The organism is Roseovarius sp., assembly GCF_030373445.1.
Lineage (GTDB): Bacteria > Pseudomonadota > Alphaproteobacteria > Rhodobacterales > Rhodobacteraceae > Roseovarius.
This window is the reverse complement of the sequence record NZ_JAUCYU010000003.1, coordinates 40,503-64,672: the sequence shown is the minus strand read 5'-3', so window position 1 is coordinate 64,672 and position 24,170 is coordinate 40,503. Positions and strand designations below refer to the sequence as shown.

Here is a 24,170-nt window from a genome sequence, read left to right as displayed (position 1 = left end):
CGCCTTTTCGGAGCCGAACCATGGCATTCACGCAATACCTGATCGACCTCTCCCTGCTGCCGCGTGATCAATTGCAGGACCACGAACTGCAGCTCGCGCGCTATTCGCTGCTCGACTGGATCACCTGCGGTATCGCCGGTATCGGCGAGCCGCTCGCCGAAAAACTCCGTCAGTTCGCCGATCGCGAGGGCGGGATGCCCGTGGCCTCGGTCCTTGGGGGGACCCGGGTGCCACCCCGCATGGCGGCGCTGGTCAACGGGGCGACCAGTCATGCGCTCGACTACGATGATACCCATTTCGCCCATGTCGGGCATCTTTCCGTCGGCATATATCCCGCGGCGCTTGCCGCGGGCGAGGAGCAGGAGGCGACCGTGCCAGAGGTGGTCGAGGCATTCCTCGTCGGGGCCGAAGTGGCGATACGCGTTGGCGTGGTGCTGGGAAGCGCGCATTACAATCTTGGCTTCCACCAGACCGCGACTGCCGGCGCCTTTGGTGCCACCGCTGCAGCAGGCCGCCTCTATGGATTGGACGAGGGTCGGATGCGTGCGGCGCTGAGCCTCTGTGCAACACGGGCCTCGGGGCTAAAGTCGCAATTCGGCACCATGGGTAAGCCCTACAATGCCGGGATTGCCGCCGCCAATGGCGTCGAATGTGCTCAATTGGCCGGGCTCGGGTTTACCGCAGCCGATGATGGGCTGATGGCGGTGCAGGGCTTCGTGGAAACCCACACGCCCGAGGCGAACCCCGCGGCCGGCTGGAGCAACCCGCCGCCGGAAACCTTCATGTTCCGCGACAACAAGTACAAGCTGCATGCCTGCTGCCATGGGCTGCATGCCATGATCGAGGCGCTGTCGGAGGCGCGCTCGGGTGAAGGGCTCGAACTGGCTGATGTCACGGCCGTTCACCTGCGCACGGCACCGCGGTGGCTCCGCGTCTGCAACAACCCCGCACCGCGTACCGGGCTCGAGGCGAAATTCTCGTACAAGTGGCTCGCCGGGATGACTCTACGCGGCGATGCGACCGGCAGCGGCCGGACCTACACCGACGAGATCTGCGCCGATCCCGAGCTTACGGCCTTTGCCAACAGGGTGACGGTGGAAGGCGACGAGGGGCTAAGTGACGCCCAGGCCGAAGGCGAACTGACCCTTGCGGATGGGCGCAAGCTCGCCATCCGTCACGATCTCGATGCGCTGATCCCGAAGAGCGTTCTGGCCGGTAAGCTGCGCACCAAGGCCGAGGCCGTCCTGGGCCCGCGCGGTATCGCCATCTGGGACCGGCTTGCAGCGCTCGACGATATGGACGCCCGCACGCTTGGCAACGGCCTGTCGGGCTGATCTTCAGGCGAGGTTCGCCTGCCAGATGCCCCGCGTTACAAGATCGTCAACGACCTCGCGGCAGCATTCTTCAGTCGCGCGGCAAGCGGCAGTGATCCGGTTTACCGAGGATCGGACGAGGTAGATCTTGCGGCTCAACCTTGGTCCCCGGATGGGACTGCCAACGATCTTGCCATCTTCGACGAGGTCGAGCACCGCAGCGGGTGAAATGATCGTGTATCCGCTGCCACGCGCGACCAGCGACTTGATTTGTGGCAGGGAATCCATCTCCAGCGTCACCAGCGGCTTTCGGCTTTCGGCTTGGGCAGCCCGGTCGATGAACTTGCGTAGTCCGTGTCTTTTGGAGGGAAGGACAAGGTCTGTGTTAACTGCGTCCTTGAGATCGACCGGTTCCCCCGGCGGCGTATCGAAGGGCCAGTCATCGGCGGCTGAGTAAAACCACAACTCTTCGGTCAGCAGGAACGCTGACGTACAGTCGCCGAGCCCGGTATTGTCATAAAGGATCGCCATGTCGATCTCGCCGTTCATGACCCATTCCCGCAGGTGGCCGCTCATCGCTTCGGTCACGCAGAACTGGATTTCCGGTTGTTCGACCCGAAGCGTTTCTGCCATCGGGATGGAAAGCGCCATGCAGATCGAGGGCGGCATGCCGAACGTGACCCTGCCCGCCGGGGAAGATCCGATATTCGCCACATCGGTGCGGGCGTCGTCCAGCAGGCGCTCGATGCGGACGGCATAGGATTCGAGACGCTCGCCCGCCTCGGTCGGTGAGATTCCCCGCGCCGAGCGCACCAGAAGCTCGGTTCCGAGGGTGGTTTCGAGCGACCTGACAAGCTGTGACAAGGAAGGTTGCGCCACGCCGAGGCTGCGCGCGGCGGAACTCATCGATCCGTGCGCGACGATCTGGCGGAAATACCTGAGTTGTCTCGAGTCCACGACACTCCTCCCCTCGCGGCCCATAGATACGATTTATGGAACCACTATAGGGTCACCTTGTCCAGAAATAGCTGGCCTTGTACCGTGCCAAAGCCCAACGCATCACGAAAGGGTAGGGCGGTACGTCCTCCGACGTGGTGATCCAGACCGACTTCGTTACGTGAAACTCGCGGTTCACACTTCGCGGAGACAGCGTAAGTCATTCAATTGGTACCGGTTACCATACCATTCGGCTTGTTTGACCAAGCGAATTAAGGTTCCAGTGCGTTCTTGATCACGACGGCTGCCTCCATCAGGTCTCCGGTCAGACCTTCGACACCAAGTTCCGGATTGCCGACACGTACTGCCCGGACGATCTTCTCATGATGGTCGTGCTTGGCGAAGTTAAGACCGTTGTTCCTGAGGAGATTGAGCAGGGGGCCATACCTGAGCCACAAAATCTCGATGATGCTGGTCAGGTCCGGGTTGCCGCTTTGCTCGTATATTGTGAAGTGAAACTCGTGATTTACGGCCAGGTAGTTCTTGATGCTTGGCCGTTTTCTGGCGGCTTCCTTGTCCATGGTTGCGTTGATAGACTCTAGCTTGTTTGCGAGTGCCTGGTTCGGTTCGGAAGCGACCTGACGCAGTGCCTTGCACTCAAGGTCGATGCGGATGCTGACGAGGTCTTCCAGCCGCTTTGCGTCTACATGGGGGACGGTGACAGATTTCCTCGGTGCGGCCTCCAGCACCTGGGAAACGACAAGGCGGCTCAGGGCCTCTCGGACGGGCATCTGGCTGGTGTGAAAGACGTCCGCCAATTCCTTGAGCTTGAGTTTCTGCCCGGGAACGAACTCCCCCATCATGATGGATCGGCTCAGCTGCGAATAAACGTGGTCCAGATCGGACATGCGCCGGCGCGGTTGGAAGTCGGGAAGTGTGGCGCCTGTTTCGCGGTCATTCATGTGAGAGCCTTTTCCTGTTTAGTGAGGAACATGTATAACGGTGCCAAATATTGATCAAGAATCAATGATCAGTGGATCGTGAATTCATCTGATTGCCTGTTGCAAATGTTCCCGAAGCATAATGGGCCGGAAGAGACGCGATGAGAGATTGCCAATTATTTTCAGGGCCTTGTGAGGAATTGAAGGCATGAGAAGCCCGGCGGGCGCACTGGTTGACAGGAGAAGGTAATCTGTTATCTTTGATCAAACATCACAAAAGGAGCGACCGAAAGTGTGGAGAGTTGGCATCGATGTGGGCGGTACATTCACGGATCTTTACGCGGTCGACTCCGACAGCGGCTCCGCCCGTACAGGCAAGGTGCTCACCACGCCGAAGGATCGCGTTCTCGGTGTCATCTCGGCGATTTCCGAAGCGGGGCTTTCGCCGGAGGATATCGACCTTCTGGTTCACGGCACCACGACCGGAACCAACGCCCTTATCGAGCGGAGCTTCCCGCCCGCGGCGATGATCACGACCGAAGGGTTTCGCGACGTGCTTGAGATCGGTCGCATGCACAGGGAGCATTTGTACCGACCGTACCAGACCAAGCCGGAGCCTCTTATCCGGCGTCGAAACCGGTTCGTGCTGGAGGAGCGGGTCAATGCGCAGGGCGTTGTCGAGATTCCAGTTGATCCGGTAGAGCTTGAGCCGATCATTGACATGCTGCTGAAGCGCGAGATCCAGAGTGTCGCCGTCTGCCTGATCAATTCCTATGCCAACCCGGCGAATGAACAAGCTGTCGCGGAACTGCTTCGCAAGGCGTTGCCCGACATCTCCATCACCATGTCATCGGACGTGAAGCCCGTCTTTCGGGAGCATTCTAGGTTTTCGACGACGGCGGTGCGTGCCGTGCTTTTGCCGGTGATGGCCACGTATTTCGAGCGCCTCGAGATCGCATTGCGCGAGAAAGGGTTCAACGGGCGACTCATGATCCTGAAAAGCAATGGGGGGATGATGTCCGTCGAGCAGGCGCGGACGCGGGTCGAGGAACTGGTCGAATCCGGCCCCGCGGGCGGTATCGGTTATGCAAGCCGGATTTCCCGGATGACCGGGCAGACGAAGATTATCCACACCGACGTCGGCGGTACGAGTTTCGATACATCCGTGGTCGAAGACGGGCAGGGTCTGATCACGAGGGAATACGAGATCGAGTTCGACATTCCGGTTGCGGTTCCGATGCTTGATATCCGCTCGGTCGGCGCTGGCGGTGGGTCGATCGGCTGGATCGATGAAGGCGGGTCGCTGCGCGTCGGGCCGATGTCGGCCGGGTCGGAGCCGGGGCCGGCCTGTTACGGCCGGGGAGGCAATTGCCCGACAGTAACAGATGCGAACCTTGTGCTAGGGCGCCTCAGCAGCGACCTCAGCGGGAAGTTCCGGCTTGATCTGGACGCCGCGAGGCAGGCCGTTGGGACGATCGCCGAACAACTGGGCATTTCGATCGAAGACTGTGCCGAAGGCATGGTGCGTATTGCGACGGAGGCGATGGCACAGGCGGTCAAGATCGTGCTGGCCTCTCGCGGGCGCGATCCACGAGACTATGCCCTGGCCAGTTTCGGCGGTGCCGGACCGATGCACGCCTGTGCGGTCGCCTCGGCCTTGCAGACGCCAAAGGTGGTTGTGCCGCATTATTCCGGCGTCGCTTCGGCGCATGGCGCGACGTATCTGAACCTCAAGCACGATGAAGAGATGTTCTACTTCACGGTTCTGAACGAGGCCGCCCTTGATCAGGTTGCCAGGCAGTTCGAACACCTGAAGGCAAGAGCATCGACCGCGTTGCTGGACCAGGGTGCGACGAACCGGGATGTGTCGATCAGTCATGTGATGCGCATGCGCTACGCCGGGCAAACCTTCGAAGTGGATGTAAGCGTTGCGGAGCAGACGGTCACCGCCAAGGAGCTTGGTGCGATCGCCGAGGCGTTCCACCAGACCCACAAACAGGAATTCGGCGTTCGGTCAGAGGATTTCCCGATCGAGATCGTTGCGCTGGGCGTGACGGCCGAGGCTCCGATTGTCGATGCAGCGGAAAACAGCGCGGCACCTTGGCCCGAAGGACAGGGCGACCCGTCGGAGCGGGATGTCTATTTCGCCGGCGATTGGTCGAAGGCCCTTGTCTACGGGCCGAATACCATTCTGCCCGGGCAGACAATCGCCGGGCCTGCGGTCGTGGAGGATGCACATAGCTGCATCATCCTGCCGCCCGGTTGGACGGCGCGGGCTGACGACTTTCGCAACATCATCATGGAGGAGCAGGCATGAGCGGCAGCATGGACCAACAGTTCGGTGATCTCGACCCGGTGACCTTCGAAGTGCTGCGTAACACGTTCGAGTACGTGTGCCGGCGGATGACCGTCATTCTGCAAAAATCCTCGTTTTCGCCGATCCTGTCGGAGAACCTGGACTTCTCGAACGCCATCTACGATCCCGAACTTCGGTTGATCGGCCAGACTGCGAACTGCCCCGTTCATCTTGCGGCCATGCATTTCAGCGTTCAGGCCGTCGACAGGAAGTTCGGAATAGAGACGCTCAAGCCCGGTGATGTCGTCGTTCTGAACGACCCGTATGAGGGCGGAACCCACCTGAACGATGTCACGCTGACCATGCCGGTGTTCTACGACGAAGAGCTGATCGGTTTCGCCGTAAGCCGGGGGCACTGGATGGATCTCGGCGGGGGTGGTCCGGGCGGTCAAGGCTTCGGAACCCACGTGGCCGGTGAAGGGCTGCGGCTTCCGCCGATGAAGCTTTACGAGAATTACGAAGTCAATGCCGACCTTCTGGAGATCCTGCTGCGGAATACCCGTACGCCCCACTACATCAAGGGCGATCTTCAGGCACATATGGGAGCCCTTCTGGCAGCCGAGGAAGAACTGCAGACCACGGCCGGAAAGTATGGCAAGGATGTTCTGCTCAACGGCATGTCGCAGATGATTGGCTATACCGAGCGCATCGTTCGCGCCGCCATAGAGGCCATTCCCGACGGGACGTATGAAGGTGCGGACTACGCTGACAGCGACGGCATTTCCGATGACAAGATCTGGGTGCGGCTGAAGCTGACCGTGAATGGTGACGCCATCCACGTCGATTTCGATGGCTCGGATCCGCAATGCGCGGGTGCGATCAACTCTCCCTACGCCAACACGGCAGCCGCAATCTATACCGCGTTGCAGTTCTTCCTGGCACCGGACGCGCCGCCGAATGCAGGGATGTTCGCGCCGATTTCCTTTTCCCTGCCCGAGGATTGCTGGTTGAACGCGAAATGGCCGGCGCCCGTCGTCGGCTGCACCACGATCACGTCGGGCAAGGTGCAAAGCGCGATCTGGCAGGCCGTAGCAAAGGCCCTTCCCGACCTTGCCATTGCGCCCACATGCGCGGACGCCAACTGGTTCGTGGCGGCGGTCAGGGGCAAGGATGGCCGGATCGACGTGTTCTCGGACATCCCGGCCGGAGGCTGGGGCGGCACGCCTTACAATGATGGCCTCAACGTCACTTTGGACCCGTTGGGCAATTGCACCAACATGCCGGCGGAAGCGGCCGAGCTGCTGTATCCCATCGAGGTCGAGGCCTTTGATCTGCGCAGCGACAGTGGCGGGCCCGGCGAGAACCGGGGCGGCCTTGGGGCGCGGTTCCGGTTCCGGTTCATCGAGGGCGGCGAGCTGTCGATCGAGACGTCGCGGACGCTTGAGGGGAGCCCGGGTGTCAACGGCGGAGGTTTCAGCCCCGTGCAGGTGCTGATCAAGGAGCGTCCGGATGGCGTGCGCAAGGTTATCGGGGGCACTTCGGAGGACGGGTCCTGGACCTCGCCCTTGCTGTCTTCGCACAAGTTCGGGCCCGGAGAGTCGTTCGAATTTCTCAGTACCGGTGGCGGCGGCTGGGGGACGGTCAGATCGAGAGATCCCGAGCGCGTGCTTGATGACGTGCTCGACGAGTACATCACCATGGAAGCCGCGGAGCGCGATTACCTCGTGGCCATCGATCGCGACACGATGACCGTGGACGAAGCGGCCACGAAACGGCTTCGCAGCTGAGATATTCGAGGAAGACAGAGATGAAGCAAGACGTATTCATTACGTGCGCCGTCACCGGTGCCGGAGATGGCCCGAAAAAGAACCCCAATGTACCGGTGACGCCGGAGCAGATCGCGGCGGACGTGGTTGCCGTGGGCGAAGCAGGGGCGGCGATCGCGCATATTCACGTGCGTGACACGGCCACCACCGAGGGCAGCCGCGAAACCGGCCTTTATGCCGAGGTGATGGAGCGGGTGCGGGACGCGGGCACGGATATCATCATCAATTTCACGGCTGGCATGGGCGGTGACCTCGAAGTTGGCGCAGAGGATCCCACGCAATTCGGGCCAGCGACCGACCTGGTGTCGCAAGCGGAAAGGGTCGTCCATATCGATGCGCTTCGGCCCGATGTCTGCACCCTCGATTGCGGGACGTACAACATGGCGGACGGCAACGTGATCTATGTCTCCACGCCCGACCAGATCAGGGAGGGTGCGAGAATGATCAGGGGTTTCGGGGTCAAGCCGGAGCTCGAGGTGTTCGACCTGGGGCATCTGGGTCTTGTGCTTCGCCTGATCGACGAGGGCGCGTTCGAGGGGCCCGCGATGGTGCAGTTCTGCCTTGGCGTGGGCAGCGGCGCACCGGCGACACCCGGTGCGCTGAAGGCCATGTGCGACGCGCTCGGGGGCCGTGATGTCGTCTGGTCGGCCTTTGGCGTGGGGCGAATGCAACTGCCCATGGTCGCTCAGGCTGCCCTTCTGGGCGGCAACGTGCGTGTCGGGCTGGAAGACAATATCTGGCTTTCGAAAGGTGTTCCGGCCACCAATGTGGATTTGGTCACGCGAGCCCGGACGATCGTGGAGAGCATGGGCAGTCGGGTGAAATCGGTTCAGGCGACGCGCGATGAGCTCGGCCTCGCGGGGGCACATTGATGGCGCAGGAACTTCGGGACAAGCGCGCCATCGTCACGGCGGGTGGATCAGGTATCGGCCGGATCGTCGCCGAGCGTCTGCGTGCCGCCGGTGCCAGGGTCGCCATCTGCGACATCGAAGAAACCGCGTTGCGTGCCGTAACGGAAGTCTGGCCGGATATCACCGCCGTGCGCTGCGATGTTTCCGACCCGGAATCCGTCGAGACGGCCATGGAGATGATGTTGGACGGGCTGGGGGGCGTCGACATCCTGGTCAACAATGCCGGATCCGCGGGGCCGACGGCCTGTGTGGAAGACATCGATGTGACGGAATGGGATCAGGCGATCCGGGTTAATCTCAACTCCCAGTTCCTGTTCACGCGCGGCGTGGTGCCTGCGATGAAGCGGCAGGAAAGCGGTGTGATTTTCAACATGTCCTCTGCCGCCGGTCGGTTGGGTATGCCGATGCGTAGCCCGTATGTGGCCGCCAAATGGGCTGTCATTGGACTGACCCAGACGCTGGCGATGGAGCTTGGCCCGAGCAATATCCGTGTAAACGCGATCCTGCCCGGATCCGTGCGTGGCGACCGGATGACACGTGTCATGCAGGCAAAGGCGAAGGCCACCGGCCAGTCCTTGGCCGAGGTCGAGGCCGAGGAAACTGCTGCCATGTCCCTCGGTCGCATGATCGAGCCCGACGAAATCGCGGATCTGGTGGTCTACGTGGCATCCGATAGCGGGCGTTCGATCTCCGGCCAGTCTCTGGGGGTCTGCGGAAACACGGAAATCCTCAGGTAACGGAAGTTCAAGAATCCAAAACAGGGAGCAATGACAATGCAACGTAAGATTTCCATATTGGCGGGCGCCGCCGCGCTTGCGGCCGCGTCGGTCTCTTTCGCACAGGACTCGGTGATCAAGGTCGGTGTCGTCCAGCCTCAATCCGGGGAATGTGCGCAGTGGGGCGTGCCCATTACGCGCGGTGTCGAGCTTTGGGCGAAGGAGTTCAACGAGGCCGGCGGAATCAAGGATGCGAGCGGCAACTCGCACCAGATCGAGGTGACCGGTTACGACAATGCCTGCTACACTGCCGGCGAAGAACTGACGGCTTTCCGGCGGGCAATTCTTGACGATGGGGTCGAGTTCATCCTGCAGACATTCACGCCGGCCTCCCGCAAGGCGATTGCGCCGCTCGCGACGGAAAACAAGGTCCTGACGACGAGCTATGGTGCAGGGTATCTCAGCGCGGATTATCCCTATCTGATCGGCTCGGTGACCGGGTCTCCGGCGTCTTACATGTATCTCGTCAGCTACCTGATCGAGGAAAATCCGGACATCGAAAAGGTGGCAATCGTGACCGCGGACCACTCCTTCGGCGAAGCTGCGCGGGCGTTCTACAAGGCAGGCATCGCGCCTTATACTGACCGCGTGGAGATCGTGTTCTCGGATCCTTACGACCCTGCGATGGCGGGCGACATGTTCTCGATCGCCGGGCCAATCGCGTCTTCTGAGCCGGACCTGATCGTCGAGCTGGGGTTCACTCCGGGCCAGCAGGCCAGCTTCGTGGAGACCATGCAGCAGCTGGGATATTCCGGTCTGTTCGCCAGCGAAGGCTGGACGATGAATTTCCTGACCGACCGGCTGAAGGCCGATTACCTCGATGGTCGCATCTACAGCGCCTATGTCGTCGACGCTTCGGAGCAGAGCTTCAGCCCACGCGTGGCACAGTTCTACGACGCTTATGTCGAGACATACGGGCAGGCCGAATGGTCGGTGTTTGCCTCTGTCGCCTATGCCGCAATGACAACGATCGAAGCTGGCATCCAAATGGCTGAAGAGCCGACCGGCGAGGCTGTTCGGGCCGCGCTTTTCGCCGAAGAGACGGTCGACAATCCACTGTTCGGCGAGTCCCGTTGGGCCGGTTCGGAGATATACGGGGCGGACACGCATCTCCTCACGCCTTTGCCTGTCTATGTCACCGATGCCGAGGGTAACGTGACGCTGGACGGCATCGTCGATGTCGGCGCGTGGTGGCAGGAAAACGCGCAAGCGGCGCTGACCGAACTGGAAGCCGGCGGCCAGGTGACGGCCCAGTGACGATGCAGTGACGCAGGCGGCGGGGGTTGTGTTTCTCCCACGCGATCCCCGCTCGAGATCGAAGATGACATCATGCAAATAGCACTCAACATCCTTTCGCTGACATCCTTCTACATGTGCTTCGCGCTGGGCCTTGCCCTTGTTTTCGGGGTCATGCGGGTCATCAATTTCGCGCATGGCGAATTCTACATGATCGGCGCTTACAGCGCGTTCCTGTGCGTGTCCCTGATCGGGCCGACGACGGGCGCTCTGCCGGCATATATCGTGAGTTTCGCAGCGGCGGCGATCGTGACGGGCCTGCTTGGAGTACTGCTTTATCTGGTTGTTGTCCGGAAGCTGATGGACAAGCCCCTGACCATCTTCATTGCGACGCTGGCGCTGTCGTACATGCTCCAGGTGGTCGTCGTGGAGTTGTTCGGGCCGGTCGGTCGCAGTCTGCCGTCACCGATACCGGGGATCGTGCGGATCGGCGATGCCATCCTTCCCTGGTCGCGGGTCTTCGTGATCGTCGCGATCTCGACGTTATCGGTGGGGCTTTGGTTCCTGTTGATGCGATCGGATGTCGGGCGCCGGGTCAGGGCGGTCGCCCAGAACCCCACCGGCGCCGTTTTGCAAGGGGTCAGCGTCACCCGCGTGGGGATGATGACGCTTGTCGCGGGATCGATGATTGCCGGTGTTTCGGGCGCCATTATGGCTCCGATCGGCGGGATAACTCCGTTCATGGGGGCCGCGGCGCTATGGAAAGCGTTCATTATCATCATCGTCGGCGGTATCGGAAGTATCTGGGGCGCGGTCGCGGCGGCGTTTCTGTTTGGGACCATCGACACCTTCATGACGGTCGCGGGGGCCGGGCGTTACCTTGCCCTGACCAACGCGGTGATCATGTTGGGCGTACTCAGCGTCATGCCTTCCGGCCTGTTCGGCGAGAAGGAGTAGGCCGATGCAACTTTTCGCGAAACTGGATTCGCCCCGCACGGTGGTGTTGGACCTCGTCACGGTGCTGGTCGTCATTGCAGGCGTCTCAGTGTTGGCAGCCGTCGGGTCGTCCTACCTGCAAGGTGCGTTGGTCATCTTCTCGATAAATGCAATTCTCGTCATCTCCTATCGCACCATCACGACGATGGGAGGCTGGTCGTTTGCGCATGTGGCGATCATGGGCGTCGGGGGCTATGCGGTGGCGGTGCTGTCCAAGCCGCCAATGGATATCCCCGTTGCCGTGACATTCGCTCTGGGTGGTCTTGCGGCGGGCCTGGTCTCGGCTTTGCTCGCCTATCCGGTGTTGAGGACCCGACAGTACTATTTCTTCCTGTCGACCTTCGCGGCCGGTGAGGCCCTGCGGCAATGTTTCATCCAGTTCCGGCAGTTGACGGGCGGCACCTCGGGGATTGCGTTCATCGAGTACCCGGCATTCGTCCAGACTGGCGATACCCTGCAGTTCCTCGCGCTGGTGCTGGCGGTCTTCTTCCTGCTGGGCCTATTCTACCTGATGTTCGACGCCTCGGAGACGGGCATGAAGATCCGGGCCGTCGGGCTGGACGAGACACTCTCCCAGTCGCTTGGAATGAATCCGTGGCGGTTGCGCGCGCTGTCGTTCGTGCTGGGATCGGTCGGGGCGGGTGTCGCGGGGGGGCTGCTGGTCAGCTATAACGGCATCGTTGCACCGGCGGATTTCAGCCCCGAGTTGATGTTCAAGATCGTCGCCGCCTGCATCGTTGGCGGGACACGGCGGCTGTACGGGCCGATCCTGGGACTTACGTTTCTGACCATTGTCGAGGAAGCGTTCCGCGGCGTGCCCGAGTATGTGCCCTTTGTCTGGGGCGGGTTGGTGCTGGCTGCAACGCTCTACGTGCCCAACGGGCTGGAAGGCCTGGTCGACCGGCTGAGGACGAGCCTGGTGCGGAGGCGTCGTCATGCTTGAGACGAAGGGATTGTCACGCAGTTTCGGCAAACTGGTTGCCGTGGACGGACTTGATTTGTCGGTCGGACGCGGGACCATACACGGGCTTATCGGGCCCAACGGGTCGGGCAAGTCCACGACCATGAACCTAATCAGCGGATCTTTAAAGCCGAGTGCCGGCCAGGTCTCGCTGAACGATTGCCGTATCGACGGCAAGAGCCAGGATGCGCTGGCACGGGACGGTCTGATACGGACGTTTCAGTTGACGCGGGTCTTTGCCGAACTCACCGTATTCGAAGCCGTGCGGCTCGGGGCGCTGGCCGGGGACCGCGGGCGCCTGAACTGGCGCGCAGTACTGCCATTTCCCAAGCGTGGCCCCAGCGCGGATCGCGCAATGCAGGCGATCGAGAAAATGGGGCTAGGAGATGTGGCGAACCAGGTCGCCGGAAGCCTGCCGGGCGGGCGGCAACGCGTGCTTTCGATCGCGACTGCACTGGCTGCTACCCCTCAATGTCTTCTTCTGGATGAACCGCTGGCGGGGCTGACCGCCACCGAGAAGGCCGACGTTGCGACGCGCATCGAGCTGCTGCGCGACGAGGGCATCACGATATTGCTGGTGGAACACGATATGAAATCGGTCATGCGTTTGTGCGACCGCGTCACGGTCATCAATTTCGGTCAGCGCGTCGCTGATGGATCGCCCGCAGAGATCGGCAGGAACGAAGCCGTTATCAAAGCCTATCTCGGGGAAAAGGGGGCGCGGCATGCTGCAGGTTGATGGCCTCACACTCGGATACGCAGGAATTCGCGTGCTGGAGGAGGTTTCGCTCAGGGTGCGGGAAAACACCGTCACCACGCTGGTCGGAAGCAACGGGGCGGGTAAGTCGACCCTGATGAAGGGCATCATGGGCCTCAAGCCCCCGTTGGCCGGCGAGGTGCGCCTGGACGGGATACGGCTAGCGGGGCTATCGACCAGTGAGATCGTGGCGCGGGGCGTTGTCCTCGTGCCGGAGGGGCGGGAGCTGTTCCCAAAGATGACCGTCTTGGAAAACCTGCAAGTCGGTGCCAGCCTTGGCGGGGACGAGGCCAGAAAAAAGAGAAACCTCGCTACCGTAACCGAGCTTTTTCCCGTGCTGGGCCGAAAACTGTCGATGGCGGCAAGGAACCTCAGCGGTGGTGAACAACAGATGCTTGCGGTTGGGCGGGCGCTGATGGCGTCACCTCGGTTTCTTCTACTTGATGAGCCGTCGATCGGGCTGGCGCCGTTGATCGAAGAGCAGCTCATGGCCTCTATCCGGCAGGTTGCCAACGAGCTTGGCCTTGGGGTTCTGCTGGTGGAACAGAACGCGATGCTGGCTCTGGAGCATTCCGACTGGGCCTATGTCATCGAACTGGGCCGCATCACGAAGTCGGTTGCCTCGGCGGAACTGGTGGATGATCCGAGTATCGTCGATGCCTATCTTGGCGGCTGAAGATGGCGCCTTCGCGCGTGAAACGCACGCAAACTGCAGGAGTATGAAGTGACGATATTCGAGGAAGCCGATCGCGCGCTTCTGCCAGCGTTCAAGCGGGTGTTCGTAGAGGTCGACGGGGTTGCCATCCTGGCCTTGATTGCCGGTCAGGGCGAGCCGCTTTTGATGCTGCACGGCGACCCGCAGACACATTTGTGCTGGCATAGGATCGCGCCAAGTCTGGCGCTCGACTTCACGGTCGTGCTGCCGGATCTTCGCGGCCGCGGAGAGGGTAACATCGCGGAGCCGACCGAAGATCACCGCAACTACACGAAACGCGCGATGGCGCAGGAACAGTTGCAGGTGATGAGGGGTTTGGGTTTTGAAAGTTTTTACCTTGTCGGACACGATCGTGGCGCGCGTACGGCGCGGCGCATGGCACTGGATCATCCGGGGGCCGTTCGCAAGCTGGCCGTTCTTGATATCATCCCGGAGCTGAATTTTTACGATCGGCTGGATGCGGAGCTTGCACAGGATTACTTCTACTTCAATTTTCTGACGCAACCCGCGCCGGTACCAGAGAAGATGATCGCCGGAGCCCCCGAGACCTTCATGCGGACAATGATGTTGGGGCTGTCGGAAGACGTGGTTGACTACGATCCGTTAGCCATGGCGGCCTATCTCGCTTCGTCGAGACGACCGGACGCGATTGTCGCGATGTGTGAATGTTTCCGGGCCGGGTTTCACGTCGATCGTGACCACGACCGTCAGGACATCAAGGCGGGCCGTCGGATCAGCTGTCCGACCTTGGTCGGGTGGGGCGAAAAGGGAGTTATCAAGAAGCATTTCGACATGAGGGACGTTTGGAGCTCATGGTGCGATGATGCCCGGTTCGTGCCGCTGCCAAGCGGTCATTTCATCCCCGAGGAGGCCCCGATAGAGACGCTTGCCGCCATTCGGGCATTTCTGAAGTAGGGGGCCGTTTCGGGCGCCCTCGACATTTTCTCCAGGATGAAAATGACCGCAGTGGGGCATAGGCCTTTGGGTGCGGAAATCATGTGGTCGATGGCTCTGGTTGCTTGACTTTATGATGATAGATTCCGATAAATGAAAATAATGTTGAAAAACGAGAATGCGGTCATGTCTTACCCGTCAAAAGCCATCCAACGTTTCTATCTCTCAAACGGGGCATCTTCCTTGCCGGAAATATCTCATGGGGAGGGTATCTACCTTTGGGACACGAATGGCGCCCGGTACATCGACGCCTCGTCCGGTCCGGTGGTGAACAACATCGGGCACGCGAACCGGCGTGTCATCGCAGCGATGACGCGGCAGGCCGAGAGAGTCGCCTATGCAAGCAGAGCACATTTCGAGAATGCTCCGAACCGCGAACTGGCTGAAAAGGTTACCGCGCTTGCTGGGGACGGTTTCGACCAGGCTTACGTGGTGTCGGGCGGTTCGGAAGCCATCGAAGCTGCAATCAAGCTCGCCAAACAGTACGCGGAGGCCATCGGGCAGCCGGACCGATCCATCGTTCTGGCGAGGAACCCGAGTTATCATGGCGCAACCCTGGGGGCGGCCGCGGTTACCGGAGATGCGATGTCGCGCAAGCTGTTTGCCGACCTGATGAACCCCCAACCTCTTGTTCCGGCGCCTTTTACCTACAGAATTCCGGATAACTTTTCGCCGGAGAGTTATGCGCGTCACTGTGCCCAGGCCATCGCCGACGAGGTCGAACGAGTCGGGGGAGACAAGGTCCTGGCCTTCCTGATGGAGCCGGTGGGCGGCCTTGCGACCGGGGCGCTAGTCGCGCCGGACATCTACTACAGCGAGGTTAGAAAAATTTGTGACCGCTACGGCATTCTCCTGATCTTTGACGAAGTGATGAGCGGCGCGGGCCGGACCGGGGCCTTTCTTGCGGCGCATCACTGGCCCGATTGCCGCCCGGATATCGTTGTTTTGGCGAAGGGTGTCGCGGCGGGATACACACCGTTGGGTATCGTGCTGGCGCCCGATCGCATCGTCGAGCCGGTCGTCAACGGCGGAGGTTTCAGTCATGGACATACGTACGCCGCCAATCCGCTTTCCTGCGCCGTTGCGTCCGAAGTCATTTCCGTCCTCGAAGAAGATGAGCTCATTGCCAATGCCGAAGCCGTGGGGAGGCACCTGAAAGCCGGCTTGTGGGGCGTTGCCGAGGAATGCCCCATCATTGGCGACGTACGGGGGAAGGGGCTGCTCATGGCGGTGGAACTGGTGCAGGATCAAGAGACCAAGTCCATTTTTCCGGCGGATGCCAACGTGATTGGCCGCACGGTTGCAATCGGCATGCAAGAGGGCCTTGCCCTTTACGCGCGCCGGACGTCCGGTGGGGTCTTTGGGGAATGGCTGATGATTTCACCGCCCCTGATTACGTCCAGGTCGCAGGCCGAGGAATTGTGCGACCGGTTGGGTCGCACATTGAAACGGGTTTCCGAGGAAATGGTCTCTTACCTGTGATCTCGGGCCGGGTGCCGGAGAAACAGTCTTCCATATCCGGGTACGGCATCATGAATGTCCGCATGGTGCAGGGCGCGCCAGAACGTCGCCTGGTTGCCCGTCACCACTGGCCGTTCAAGGGTTTGTTCGATGGCATCGATCGCCCCGATGGAACGGAAACCGGCGCCGCCCAGAACCACCGCCTGTGCGGCGTCACAGGTCTGTTCGGTGCACCATGTGTACACATCATGGGACTTGGCGTCGCAGAATTCACTTTCGATCTTCGCTACCCCGTGTTGAACGACGTCAAGGCCGTGAGACTGGAAGTACTCGACACCGAGCGCGTCGACATCTTCCTGGTACCAGGGCGGGTGGAAGAGAGCGATCCTGGAGGCGCCCAGCTCCTCGAGCGCGTCAACAATGGCCAATGCCTGAATGACGATCGGTATGCCACCGCCGGCGTCCGTCAGCCGGTCCCGCAGGGCGAGATCGGCCTGCTTGCCGAGAAGATAGCTGCTGGACGTGAACGCGTGGGCAATCGCGTTGGGTCGAAGCGCGGCCAGCAGCCCGACCGCTTCATCGATTTTCGGCGGCGCGACATAGGATGCAGCGCTTGCCCGGTCGACCGTTTCGGAGGATCCGGCGTTCAGACCGTAAGGAACCCGGGTCGTGTGGATGGACACGCCGGAAGGCGTGAGCATGCGCATTTCCGACTCCGGCACCGGGTCGAGATGCGCCTCCAGAATTCCGATACGTGCCCTGCGACCATTTCCATCCGGCTTGAACATTGGATTCCTCACTTTTCGAGTTAAATCTCGAAAAGTGATATCATCGAACGGTGCGTCGAACAACCTTGGTGGTCTTACTGGAGGACGGATTCGGGGTTCAGTTCGCCGCGTAGCCGGGTTTCGAGCATTGCGGACAGACTTGATGCGCCGCTTTGCGCCATGGCTTCCAGTTCCTGCCGTGCGTCACCGAGAATGCGTCTTCGCGTGCCGGTGACACAGATCGCGAACTTCACCGGGAAATTGTCGGTCACGAGCGCCGATGCGATCGCGGCGAACCCCTCAAGGTCTTCTTCGTCACAGATGGCGAGGTTCCTTCGGCGCACTTCTTCGAGGTGGCGGTCGAGCGCTGCTTTATCGACAATCGTCGCGTCGGTCAGTCGGGTCAAACGGGCGCCGAGCAGGGATTTACGCTCCGCCGGGGAGAGATGCGCGAGAATGGCTTTGCCGCTGGCACCGGCGTGAGGCACGACGGGGGCACCCGGGATGACGTAGGCTTGGACCTCGGTATTCGGGGCGGCGAAGCAGATGCTCTGGATCTTTCCGTCTTTCAGTTCAGCCACGAACCAGGCTGCACCGCTTTGGGCCGCAAGCTTTTCCAGGACCGGTTTGCTCATGCTGCTGAGCCAGGATGCTGTTGCCCCTGCATGGAGGAGATCCAGAACGCGGCGCCCGAGCACATACTTGAGCGGTGTTTCTTCCGACAGTTTCAACGCGCCGGACGCGGCCAACGCGCGCACCAACCGGTGCACAGTTGGCTTCGGGAGATTCAGGTGCGTGGCAATTTCATTGGCGGTTGCGCCGTCAGAAAGCCCCGATACAAATTCGAGCACCCGGAGATAGCGTTCCAGTGGTGTGTCGCCAGATGTTTCCTCGGGTCCGTCACTTTTCACAAAATTCCTCGCGCGATCAACCAATCCTTCACGTCCAGATAGGTCATCACAATTCTGACGCCGCCGCAACGGCGAACGGGCAGGGGAAAGCGGGGCATCCTGGTCGTGGCGAAGATCGAATCCACCGCTTTCCCGGTCGCCACGGCATCGGCAACCTTCTTGCCGAAGAGCGCGCCGATCGGCGTGCCCGCGAAGTTGTACCCGGATGCGAAGAACACCCCGTTTCGTTCTCCCACATGGGGCATCAGGTCATACGTGCCTGCACATTTGCCGGACCATAGGCGACTGACCCTTACATCCTCGAGTTCGGGAAAGACCCGGCACATTCTTCGGTGCAGATACCAGGCCATGTCCAAGGGGATTTCCGGGGTCGCACCGGTTCTGCCGCCGAATAACAGCCGGTTCTCGCCCGGTGCCAGATGGAAGTAATCGAGATTGGTGTTGCTGTCGGTGCATCCCCTGTTTGTCGGCAGCAGGCGCCGGAGGAGTTGCGGCGACAGTTCTTCGGTGGCGAGCATGTGGCCGCTGAAAGGCGCCAGGCGCGGTTTCAGCCACGGCATTTCGTTGTCGTTATAGCCGTTGGTCGCGATGAGCACCTGGCGCGCCCGAATGGTTCCACGCGTTGTGTGGGCCACGAACCCGTTCCCGGTTTGCTTCAGTCTTTCCAGCTTCGTGCGGGCGTGGAAGCGCGCGCCGGCACTTCGGGCACGATTGACGAACCCGGAATGAAAGAGGCCGGGGTGAAACTTGGCGAGGCCGGGGATCAATACGGCACCGTGGTAATGGGTCGTTCCGACCTCGCGGTGGATATCGGCTTCCGAAACAACCTCGTAAGGTGTTCCGTACTGTCGATGCAGGTCATTGAATGTGTCGATCATCATGGTGAGATGAGCGGGGGAGGTGGCCATGACGAGGCGCCCCGAGGGTTCCAGGGCACAGTCGATCTCCAGTTCCCGGATCAATGAGGTTACGAAATCAAAGGCATGATTGACCTCCTTGAAGGCGGCGTCCGCGAAACCCTCGCCGTGGGATCTGGCGAGGGTTGTGAATGTCTTTTTCAGCGTCCGACTGAGAAATCCGGCGTTGCGCCTTGCTGCTCCGCTGCCAATCAGGTTTGCGTCGAGGACGTCTGCCTGGTGGCCAAGCTTGGCCAGATGATAGGCAGCACTTGTCCCGGTTACGCCGCTTCCGACGATCAGAACATCCGTAGAGTCGGGGAAGCCGTCTGAAAACTCCTCTGGCGGCGCGGCCGTCCACCAGTAAGGCTCTTGCCGGAAGTCGCCGTTCAACAGGCGTCTGGCGGCAGAGGTGACTGACGCGTTCTTAACTTCGATATCCTGGCCTAGCATTCCAACCTCAACGCTCGATTTGGCATTTGCCGGGCTTCAAAGCCCGTGCGCGGAGCTTTCTGCGAACCGTGCTACCGGCGGGCCGATCTCGCGGGACACCTTCACGTCCAGAATGGCGGGACGGCCAGATTCCTTTGACCTTTCAATGGCCGGCTGGAGGTCCGACAAGTCGGTTACCGTTTCGCCATGCGCGCCGAACGCCCGGGCAATTGCGCAGAAGTCGTTATCCTCGAAATCGGTGATCTCGTGCAGGCATGCGTTGCCAATGGATCCTTGCCGCTGTGCGTCATAGGAAAAACCGAACCCGGCATTGTTCATCACGATGGTCACCGTCGGGAGGTTCAGCCGACACGCGGTCTCGAGATCGGCGAGGTGGTAGCCGAGGCCGCCGTCGCCGGTTATGCAAACCACGTGACGGTCATTTCCGGTCGCCAGCTTGGCTCCCATCGCGCCGGGAAACGCCCAGCCAAGCGACCCTGCGGCGCGCAGGTGCTGGCGGCCGGGCGTGTGCTGATCCATCAATGTCGCCGCCCAAGCCGCCATGTAGCCGGTATCGGAGACGATGACGTCATCTTTCAGCGTCGCATCGAGGACCTGCATGACAGACACCGGGTTCAGGCGACCGCCAAGCAACGGGGTGTCGGCGAATGCCTTGTATTTACGGCGCCAGGTGGCCATGGCACCCCTGACGGCGTCCAGCCATGATGTTCGATCCCTTTGGGTCACGCCGTCCATCGCGCTTTGAAGGACCTCAAGACCGGCGTTTGCGTCGGCCAGCAAGGCAACCGTATTGGGATATGTCCGGCCGAAATTCGTCTGTTCGATATCGATGTGAACGATCCGGCAATCGCGTGTGGGACATGCGAAGCTGTCTGTGCCCATTGATCCCATGCGTGTTCCGATTGCCAGAACACAATCGCTTTCGGCGATGATTGCATTGGCGGCGCTACGCCCGTACCGCCCGGACACGCCGAGGGCAAGGGCGTCGGTTTCCGGAAATGCGCCTTTGCCGGACATGGTGGTTGCTACGGGTATGCCGAAGCGCCGTGCGAAATCTGTCAAACGATCCCAGGCGTGTGCGGCGAGAATCCCGCCGCCGGCGAGAATGACAGGGCGCTCTGCGGATGCGAGATGTTGCGCCGCCCGGCAGGCATCATCCGGATCAGCGGGGCAAGCGTGGGACTGAAGGGAGCTGATCGCGAATTCCTGCAGCCAGTTGCCATTCACGTCGCGTGTATACCAGTCCATCGGGATGCCAAGGTAGGTGGGGCCGGCATTCCCCGAAAGAGCGGCGCGGATGGCCATGGGCAGGACATCGAAAATCCGGTCCGGAGAAGGCAGCATTTCGCACCATTTCGTCACCGGCCTCATCGATGGGATCTGGTCGAGCTCCTGGTAGTCGTGGCTTAGTGCCGTAGAGGAATTGGCCGCGCTGTTGATGGCGATGACCGGGCTTTTGGCCCAATAGGCATCGACCATGCCGAATGGCAGGGCAGAGGTGCCGCATCCTGCCTGGGCCGTGCCGAACGTCGGCTTGCCCGTCATCCGGGCATAGGCATCCGCCATTGCGAAGGCAGATCGCTCGGATCGGGCAAGGATTGGCTTGATGCCATGTCGCCGGTTTGCTTCGATCAATGGCTCCTGCGGGCCGCCGGTCAGCGTGAAGATATGCTTGGCGCCGCTCATGGCCATGATGTCGGCGATGGCTTGTGAGAGGTTCATCGAGGGGGCATCCTTGGTCATTTTGCGATCCAAGTGGTCTTGAAGTCGGTATATTTCGAAAGGGCGTGCAGGGACTTGTCACGCCCGAAGCCGGACTGTTTGAAGCCGCCGAAGGGCACCGTGACGTTTGCATCGTCGAAATTGTTGATCCAGACGGTACCGGCATGCAGCCGCTTCGAGGCCGTCAATGCCTCGTCCAGGTCATCCGTCCAGATGCCGGCGCCGAGGCCGTAGATGCTGTCGTTGGCAATCGCGATAGCTTCATCCAGAGTATCGAAGGAGATGGTTGCGAGGACGGGGCCGAAGATTTCGTCCCGGGCTATCGTCATGTTATTCGTGACATTGTCGAAAATCGTCGGTTCCACGAAATAGCCGCCGCTATCCTGGCGGACCTGTTTGCCACCCATCACGAGGTCTGCGCCCTCGTTCCGACCTGTTTCGATGTACGACAGAACGCGTTCCATTTGCGGGCGGCTGACAATCGCGCCAAGCTTGGTTGTGGTCAGGAACGGGTCATCGGGTATCAGGTCTGAAGAGGCCTCGCGGACGAGGGCGAGGAATTCCTGCTTGATCTGACGGTCCACCAGCAGACGTGAACCGGCGTTGCACACCTGGCCCTGATTGAAGAAGATGCCGGTCGCCACGGCCGCGGCCGCCTTTTTCAAGTCTTTGCAGTTCCGGGTGACGATGTGAGGCGATTTCCCCCCGCATTCGGGCCAGATGCGCTTCATGTTGCTCTGACCCGAGTAGGTGAGGAAGAGCTTGCCAACCTCGGCCGATCCGGTGAAGCCGATGGCGTCGACGCCGGGATGAAGACCGAGCGCCTTCCCGACGGTTTCCCCGTAGCCCGGCACGACGTTCAGCACGCCTTCCGGGATGCCCGCTTCCAGGGCCAGCTGGCCGAGCCGGAGCGCCGACAAGGGGGATTGTTCCGCCGGCTTCAGGATGACGCTGTTTCCGGTCGCCAGTGCCGGGCCGATTTTCCAGATGGTCATCAGCAAGGGGAGATTCCAAGGGACGACGGCCCCGACGACCCCAAGCGGTTCATGCTCGACAAAACCGAGGGAGTTGTCATCGGAGGGCGCGACTTCGCCGTAAACCTTGTCGGCTGCTTCGGCAAACCAGGCCAGTGTGTTGCAGGACGCGGGGATATCAACGCTGCGCGCATCGTTTATGGGTTTGCCGACGCAGAGTGTTTCCAGCAATGCCAGTTCTTCAGCATGTTCGCGCATAAGGCTGGCGAGGCGCATAAGGGTGGTCTTGCGTTCCGTCGCCGAGATCCGGGACCATGCCCCCGCCTCGAAAGCGCGGCGCGCAGACTTTACAGCAAGGTCGATATCTTCCGGCCCGCAGTGGGTTATGTCGACATGGGCCTTGCCCGTCGAAGGGTCGATCACTTTGAACGATTCGCCCGACAGGGATTGGCACAGGTCTCCTCCGACGATTGCCTTGTCCTGTATCCTCAGGGTGTCGAGCAGGTGTCGGTGGTTTGTCATTGATTTCGTCATTTTCCCTTGCCTTTGATTCCAAAAAACGCAACTAATCTCAATTAGTGATACTTGCTTGCGGTGATGTCAATCGGTGCTTGCGGGGTGAGTGCAAGGGAAACGAACGTTGACATTATATGATCAAGAATGAATGATGTTTGATCAAGAATCACAAAATAGGGAGAGCTTCGGATATGAACGGTAAGATCAGAGCATCGTCGGTGATCGGCGGAGCACGGAATTTTGGTCGGCGCGACCTTCTGAAAAGTGCTGGTGGATTTGGCGCCTTCGCCGCCGTGCAGGGCATTCTGCCGGGGTCGGCCAGGGCTGCGTCACCAAAGTCGGGCGGGCATCTGCGCGTCGGAACCGGGTTCGGGTCAACCACTGACTCGCTGGATCCGGCGACGACCGAACATGGCATGACCATCAACATCAATTACACCTATGCCAACAACCTCATGGAAGTTGGTAATGATGGCTCGCTGGTGAATGAGCTGGCCGAGCAACATGAAACGGAGGACGGCAAGACCTGGTATTTCCGTCTTCGCAAAGGGGTCGAGTTTCATAACGGGAAAACGCTGACACCAGACGATGTCGTCGCCAGCTTCGAGCACCACATTCGCGACGGGTCGCGTTCGGCCGCCAAAGGGCTATTGTCCTCGGTCGAAAGCGTGCGCCGTGACGGAAAAGACGGTGTCGTATTCGAACTTTCGGAGCCGAACGCCGACTTCGCCTTTCTGACCAGCGATTTCCACCTGGTCATCCTGCCGTCTGAAGATGGAATGATCGATGCCACCGGCGGTGTCGGGACAGGGGCTTACAAGCTTGATCGCTTCGATCCGGGGGTTCGTGCGGAGTTTTCACGAAATCCGAATTACTGGAAGGAAGGACGCGGGCATTTCGATTCCGTAACCATCCTTTCACTTGTTGACGTGACCGCACGGCAGAACGCGGTTCTGAACGGCGATGTCGACGTCATTGATCGCGTCGACCCGAAGACGGTCAGCATCATGAGCCGGGCCCCAAACCTGAGCATCCTCGAGGTTACCGGTACGCAGCATTACACGTTTCCGATGCGTCTCGACTCGTCGCCCTTCGACAATGTCGATATGCGGCTGGCCATGAAATACGCCATCAATCGGCAGGAAATGCTGGATAAGATACTGCTTGGTCATGGTGTCTTGGGTAACGATCACCCCATTGCCGTGGCGAATGCCTACCATGCCGACGATCTGGAACAGCGCAGCTACGATCCGGATCGTGCGCGGCACCATTTCGAAAAATCCGGCCACGCCGGGCCGGTGCAGTTGCACGTATCGGATGCCGCCTTTGCAGGTGCGGTCGATGCCGCGCAGCTTTTGTCCGCCTCGGCGTCTACAGCCGGGATCGAGATCGAAGTCGTTCGTGAGCCGACAGATGGCTATTGGTCCAACGTATGGAACAAGAAGCCCTGGTGCGCCTGCTACTGGGGCGGACGCCCTACCGAGGATTGGATGTTCTCGACGGCCTATACGGCGGACACCGAGTGGAACGATACCGCGTGGCGGGATACGCCGGCGGCTGACAAATTCAACTCGATTGTCAAACAGGCGAGGGCAGAGCTCGACACCGGCAAGCGGCAACAGCTTTACACCGAGGCTCAGACGCTCGTGCGGGATGACGGCGGGGTGATCGTGCCGATGTTCGCCAATTACATCATGGCCGCGAGCAACAAGCTGGACCATGACGAGCAAGTGGCAGCCAACTGGGATCTCGACGGCAACAAGATCGCGGAACGCTGGTGGTTCGCATAGGGCTCGCGCCGACCCGGCGCTGTGAACCGGCGCCGGGCCTTAAATCGCCGTTGATACCACAA

General features: G+C 60.7%; 20 protein-coding genes. 13 read left to right on the top strand and 7 right to left on the bottom strand.

Annotated elements, in window-relative coordinates; genetic code table 11:
• The first annotated feature begins 20 nt into the window (after window positions 1-20).
• Window positions 21-1,334 carry an MmgE/PrpD family protein gene (locus QUV18_RS06695; protein WP_300892734.1) on the top strand — a complete coding sequence of 438 codons (1,314 nt, stop codon included), beginning with the start codon at window positions 21-23 and terminating at the stop codon, window positions 1,332-1,334.
• A gap of 3 nt (window positions 1,335-1,337) precedes the next feature.
• On the opposite strand, the gene QUV18_RS06690 is transcribed toward QUV18_RS06695, so the two are convergent.
• On the bottom strand, window positions 1,338-2,294 hold the full coding sequence (locus QUV18_RS06690) for a LysR family transcriptional regulator (protein WP_300892733.1): 957 nt from the start codon (window positions 2,292-2,294) through the stop codon (window positions 1,338-1,340).
• Between the two features lie 227 nt (window positions 2,295-2,521).
• Window positions 2,522-3,211: a GntR family transcriptional regulator gene (locus tag QUV18_RS06685; protein WP_300892732.1), complete on the bottom strand. Its 690-nt coding sequence runs from the start codon at window positions 3,209-3,211 to the stop codon at window positions 2,522-2,524.
• 271 nt (window positions 3,212-3,482) lie between these two features.
• On the opposite strand from QUV18_RS06685, the gene QUV18_RS06680 reads away from it, so the two are divergent.
• The 11 genes from QUV18_RS06680 (at window position 3,483) to QUV18_RS06630 (ending at window position 16,100) form a co-directional block, all read left to right on the top strand.
• A complete protein-coding gene (locus tag QUV18_RS06680) occupies window positions 3,483-5,507 on the top strand; it encodes a hydantoinase/oxoprolinase family protein (RefSeq protein WP_300892731.1) in 2,025 nt (674 codons plus the stop codon).
• Window positions 5,504-7,273 carry a hydantoinase B/oxoprolinase family protein gene (locus tag QUV18_RS06675; protein ID WP_300892730.1) on the top strand — a complete coding sequence of 590 codons (1,770 nt, stop codon included), beginning with the start codon at window positions 5,504-5,506 and terminating at the stop codon, window positions 7,271-7,273. The genes QUV18_RS06680 and QUV18_RS06675 overlap by 4 nt, the downstream gene beginning before the upstream one ends.
• A gap of 20 nt (window positions 7,274-7,293) precedes the next feature.
• Complete coding sequence (locus QUV18_RS06670) at window positions 7,294-8,184, top strand: 3-keto-5-aminohexanoate cleavage protein (RefSeq protein WP_300892729.1); 891 nt, start codon at window positions 7,294-7,296, stop codon at window positions 8,182-8,184.
• Complete coding sequence (locus QUV18_RS06665; RefSeq protein WP_300892727.1) at window positions 8,184-8,960, top strand: SDR family oxidoreductase; 777 nt, start codon at window positions 8,184-8,186, stop codon at window positions 8,958-8,960. Before QUV18_RS06670 ends, QUV18_RS06665 begins: the two co-directional genes overlap by 1 nt.
• Before the next feature lie 36 nt (window positions 8,961-8,996).
• The gene (locus QUV18_RS06660; RefSeq protein WP_300892726.1) at window positions 8,997-10,256 is read left to right on the top strand and encodes an ABC transporter substrate-binding protein; all 1,260 of its coding nucleotides are present in this window, start codon (window positions 8,997-8,999) and stop codon (window positions 10,254-10,256) included.
• Window positions 10,257-10,328: 72 nt separating this feature from the next.
• Window positions 10,329-11,192, top strand: coding sequence for a branched-chain amino acid ABC transporter permease (locus QUV18_RS06655; protein WP_300892725.1), 864 nt, complete (start codon window positions 10,329-10,331; stop codon window positions 11,190-11,192).
• 4 nt (window positions 11,193-11,196) lie between these two features.
• Window positions 11,197-12,174: a branched-chain amino acid ABC transporter permease gene (locus tag QUV18_RS06650; RefSeq protein ID WP_300892724.1), complete on the top strand. Its 978-nt coding sequence runs from the start codon at window positions 11,197-11,199 to the stop codon at window positions 12,172-12,174.
• Window positions 12,167-12,931 carry an ABC transporter ATP-binding protein gene (locus QUV18_RS06645; protein WP_300892722.1) on the top strand — a complete coding sequence of 255 codons (765 nt, stop codon included), beginning with the start codon at window positions 12,167-12,169 and terminating at the stop codon, window positions 12,929-12,931. The genes QUV18_RS06650 and QUV18_RS06645 overlap by 8 nt, the downstream gene beginning before the upstream one ends.
• Window positions 12,918-13,625 carry an ABC transporter ATP-binding protein gene (locus QUV18_RS06640; protein WP_300892720.1) on the top strand — a complete coding sequence of 236 codons (708 nt, stop codon included), beginning with the start codon at window positions 12,918-12,920 and terminating at the stop codon, window positions 13,623-13,625. The genes QUV18_RS06645 and QUV18_RS06640 overlap by 14 nt, the downstream gene beginning before the upstream one ends.
• Before the next feature lie 48 nt (window positions 13,626-13,673).
• On the top strand, window positions 13,674-14,579 hold the full coding sequence (locus tag QUV18_RS06635; protein WP_300892719.1) for an alpha/beta hydrolase: 906 nt from the start codon (window positions 13,674-13,676) through the stop codon (window positions 14,577-14,579).
• 141 nt (window positions 14,580-14,720) lie between these two features.
• The gene (locus tag QUV18_RS06630; protein WP_300892717.1) at window positions 14,721-16,100 is read left to right on the top strand and encodes an aminotransferase class III-fold pyridoxal phosphate-dependent enzyme; all 1,380 of its coding nucleotides are present in this window, start codon (window positions 14,721-14,723) and stop codon (window positions 16,098-16,100) included.
• On the opposite strand, the gene QUV18_RS06625 is transcribed toward QUV18_RS06630, so the two are convergent.
• The 5 genes from QUV18_RS06625 to QUV18_RS06605 form a co-directional block, all read right to left on the bottom strand.
• Window positions 16,091-16,867 carry a hypothetical protein gene (locus QUV18_RS06625; protein WP_300892716.1) on the bottom strand — a complete coding sequence of 259 codons (777 nt, stop codon included), beginning with the start codon at window positions 16,865-16,867 and terminating at the stop codon, window positions 16,091-16,093. The genes QUV18_RS06630 and QUV18_RS06625 overlap by 10 nt on opposite strands.
• Window positions 16,868-16,941: 74 nt before the next feature.
• Window positions 16,942-17,781 carry an IclR family transcriptional regulator gene (locus tag QUV18_RS06620; RefSeq protein WP_300892715.1) on the bottom strand — a complete coding sequence of 280 codons (840 nt, stop codon included), beginning with the start codon at window positions 17,779-17,781 and terminating at the stop codon, window positions 16,942-16,944.
• Complete coding sequence (locus QUV18_RS06615; protein ID WP_300892714.1) at window positions 17,754-19,106, bottom strand: FAD-binding oxidoreductase; 1,353 nt, start codon at window positions 19,104-19,106, stop codon at window positions 17,754-17,756. The genes QUV18_RS06620 and QUV18_RS06615 overlap by 28 nt, the downstream gene beginning before the upstream one ends.
• Before the next feature lie 36 nt (window positions 19,107-19,142).
• A complete protein-coding gene (locus tag QUV18_RS06610; protein ID WP_300892713.1) occupies window positions 19,143-20,849 on the bottom strand; it encodes a thiamine pyrophosphate-binding protein in 1,707 nt (568 codons plus the stop codon).
• On the bottom strand, window positions 20,846-22,324 hold the full coding sequence (locus QUV18_RS06605) for an aldehyde dehydrogenase (RefSeq protein WP_300892712.1): 1,479 nt from the start codon (window positions 22,322-22,324) through the stop codon (window positions 20,846-20,848). The genes QUV18_RS06610 and QUV18_RS06605 overlap by 4 nt, the downstream gene beginning before the upstream one ends.
• Before the next feature lie 185 nt (window positions 22,325-22,509).
• Between QUV18_RS06605 and QUV18_RS06600 the strand changes: the two genes are divergently transcribed.
• Window positions 22,510-24,108 (top strand): ABC transporter substrate-binding protein, encoded by a 1,599-nt coding sequence (locus QUV18_RS06600; protein ID WP_300892711.1) that lies wholly within the window; start codon window positions 22,510-22,512, stop codon window positions 24,106-24,108.
• The last annotated feature ends 62 nt before the right edge of the window (window positions 24,109-24,170 follow it).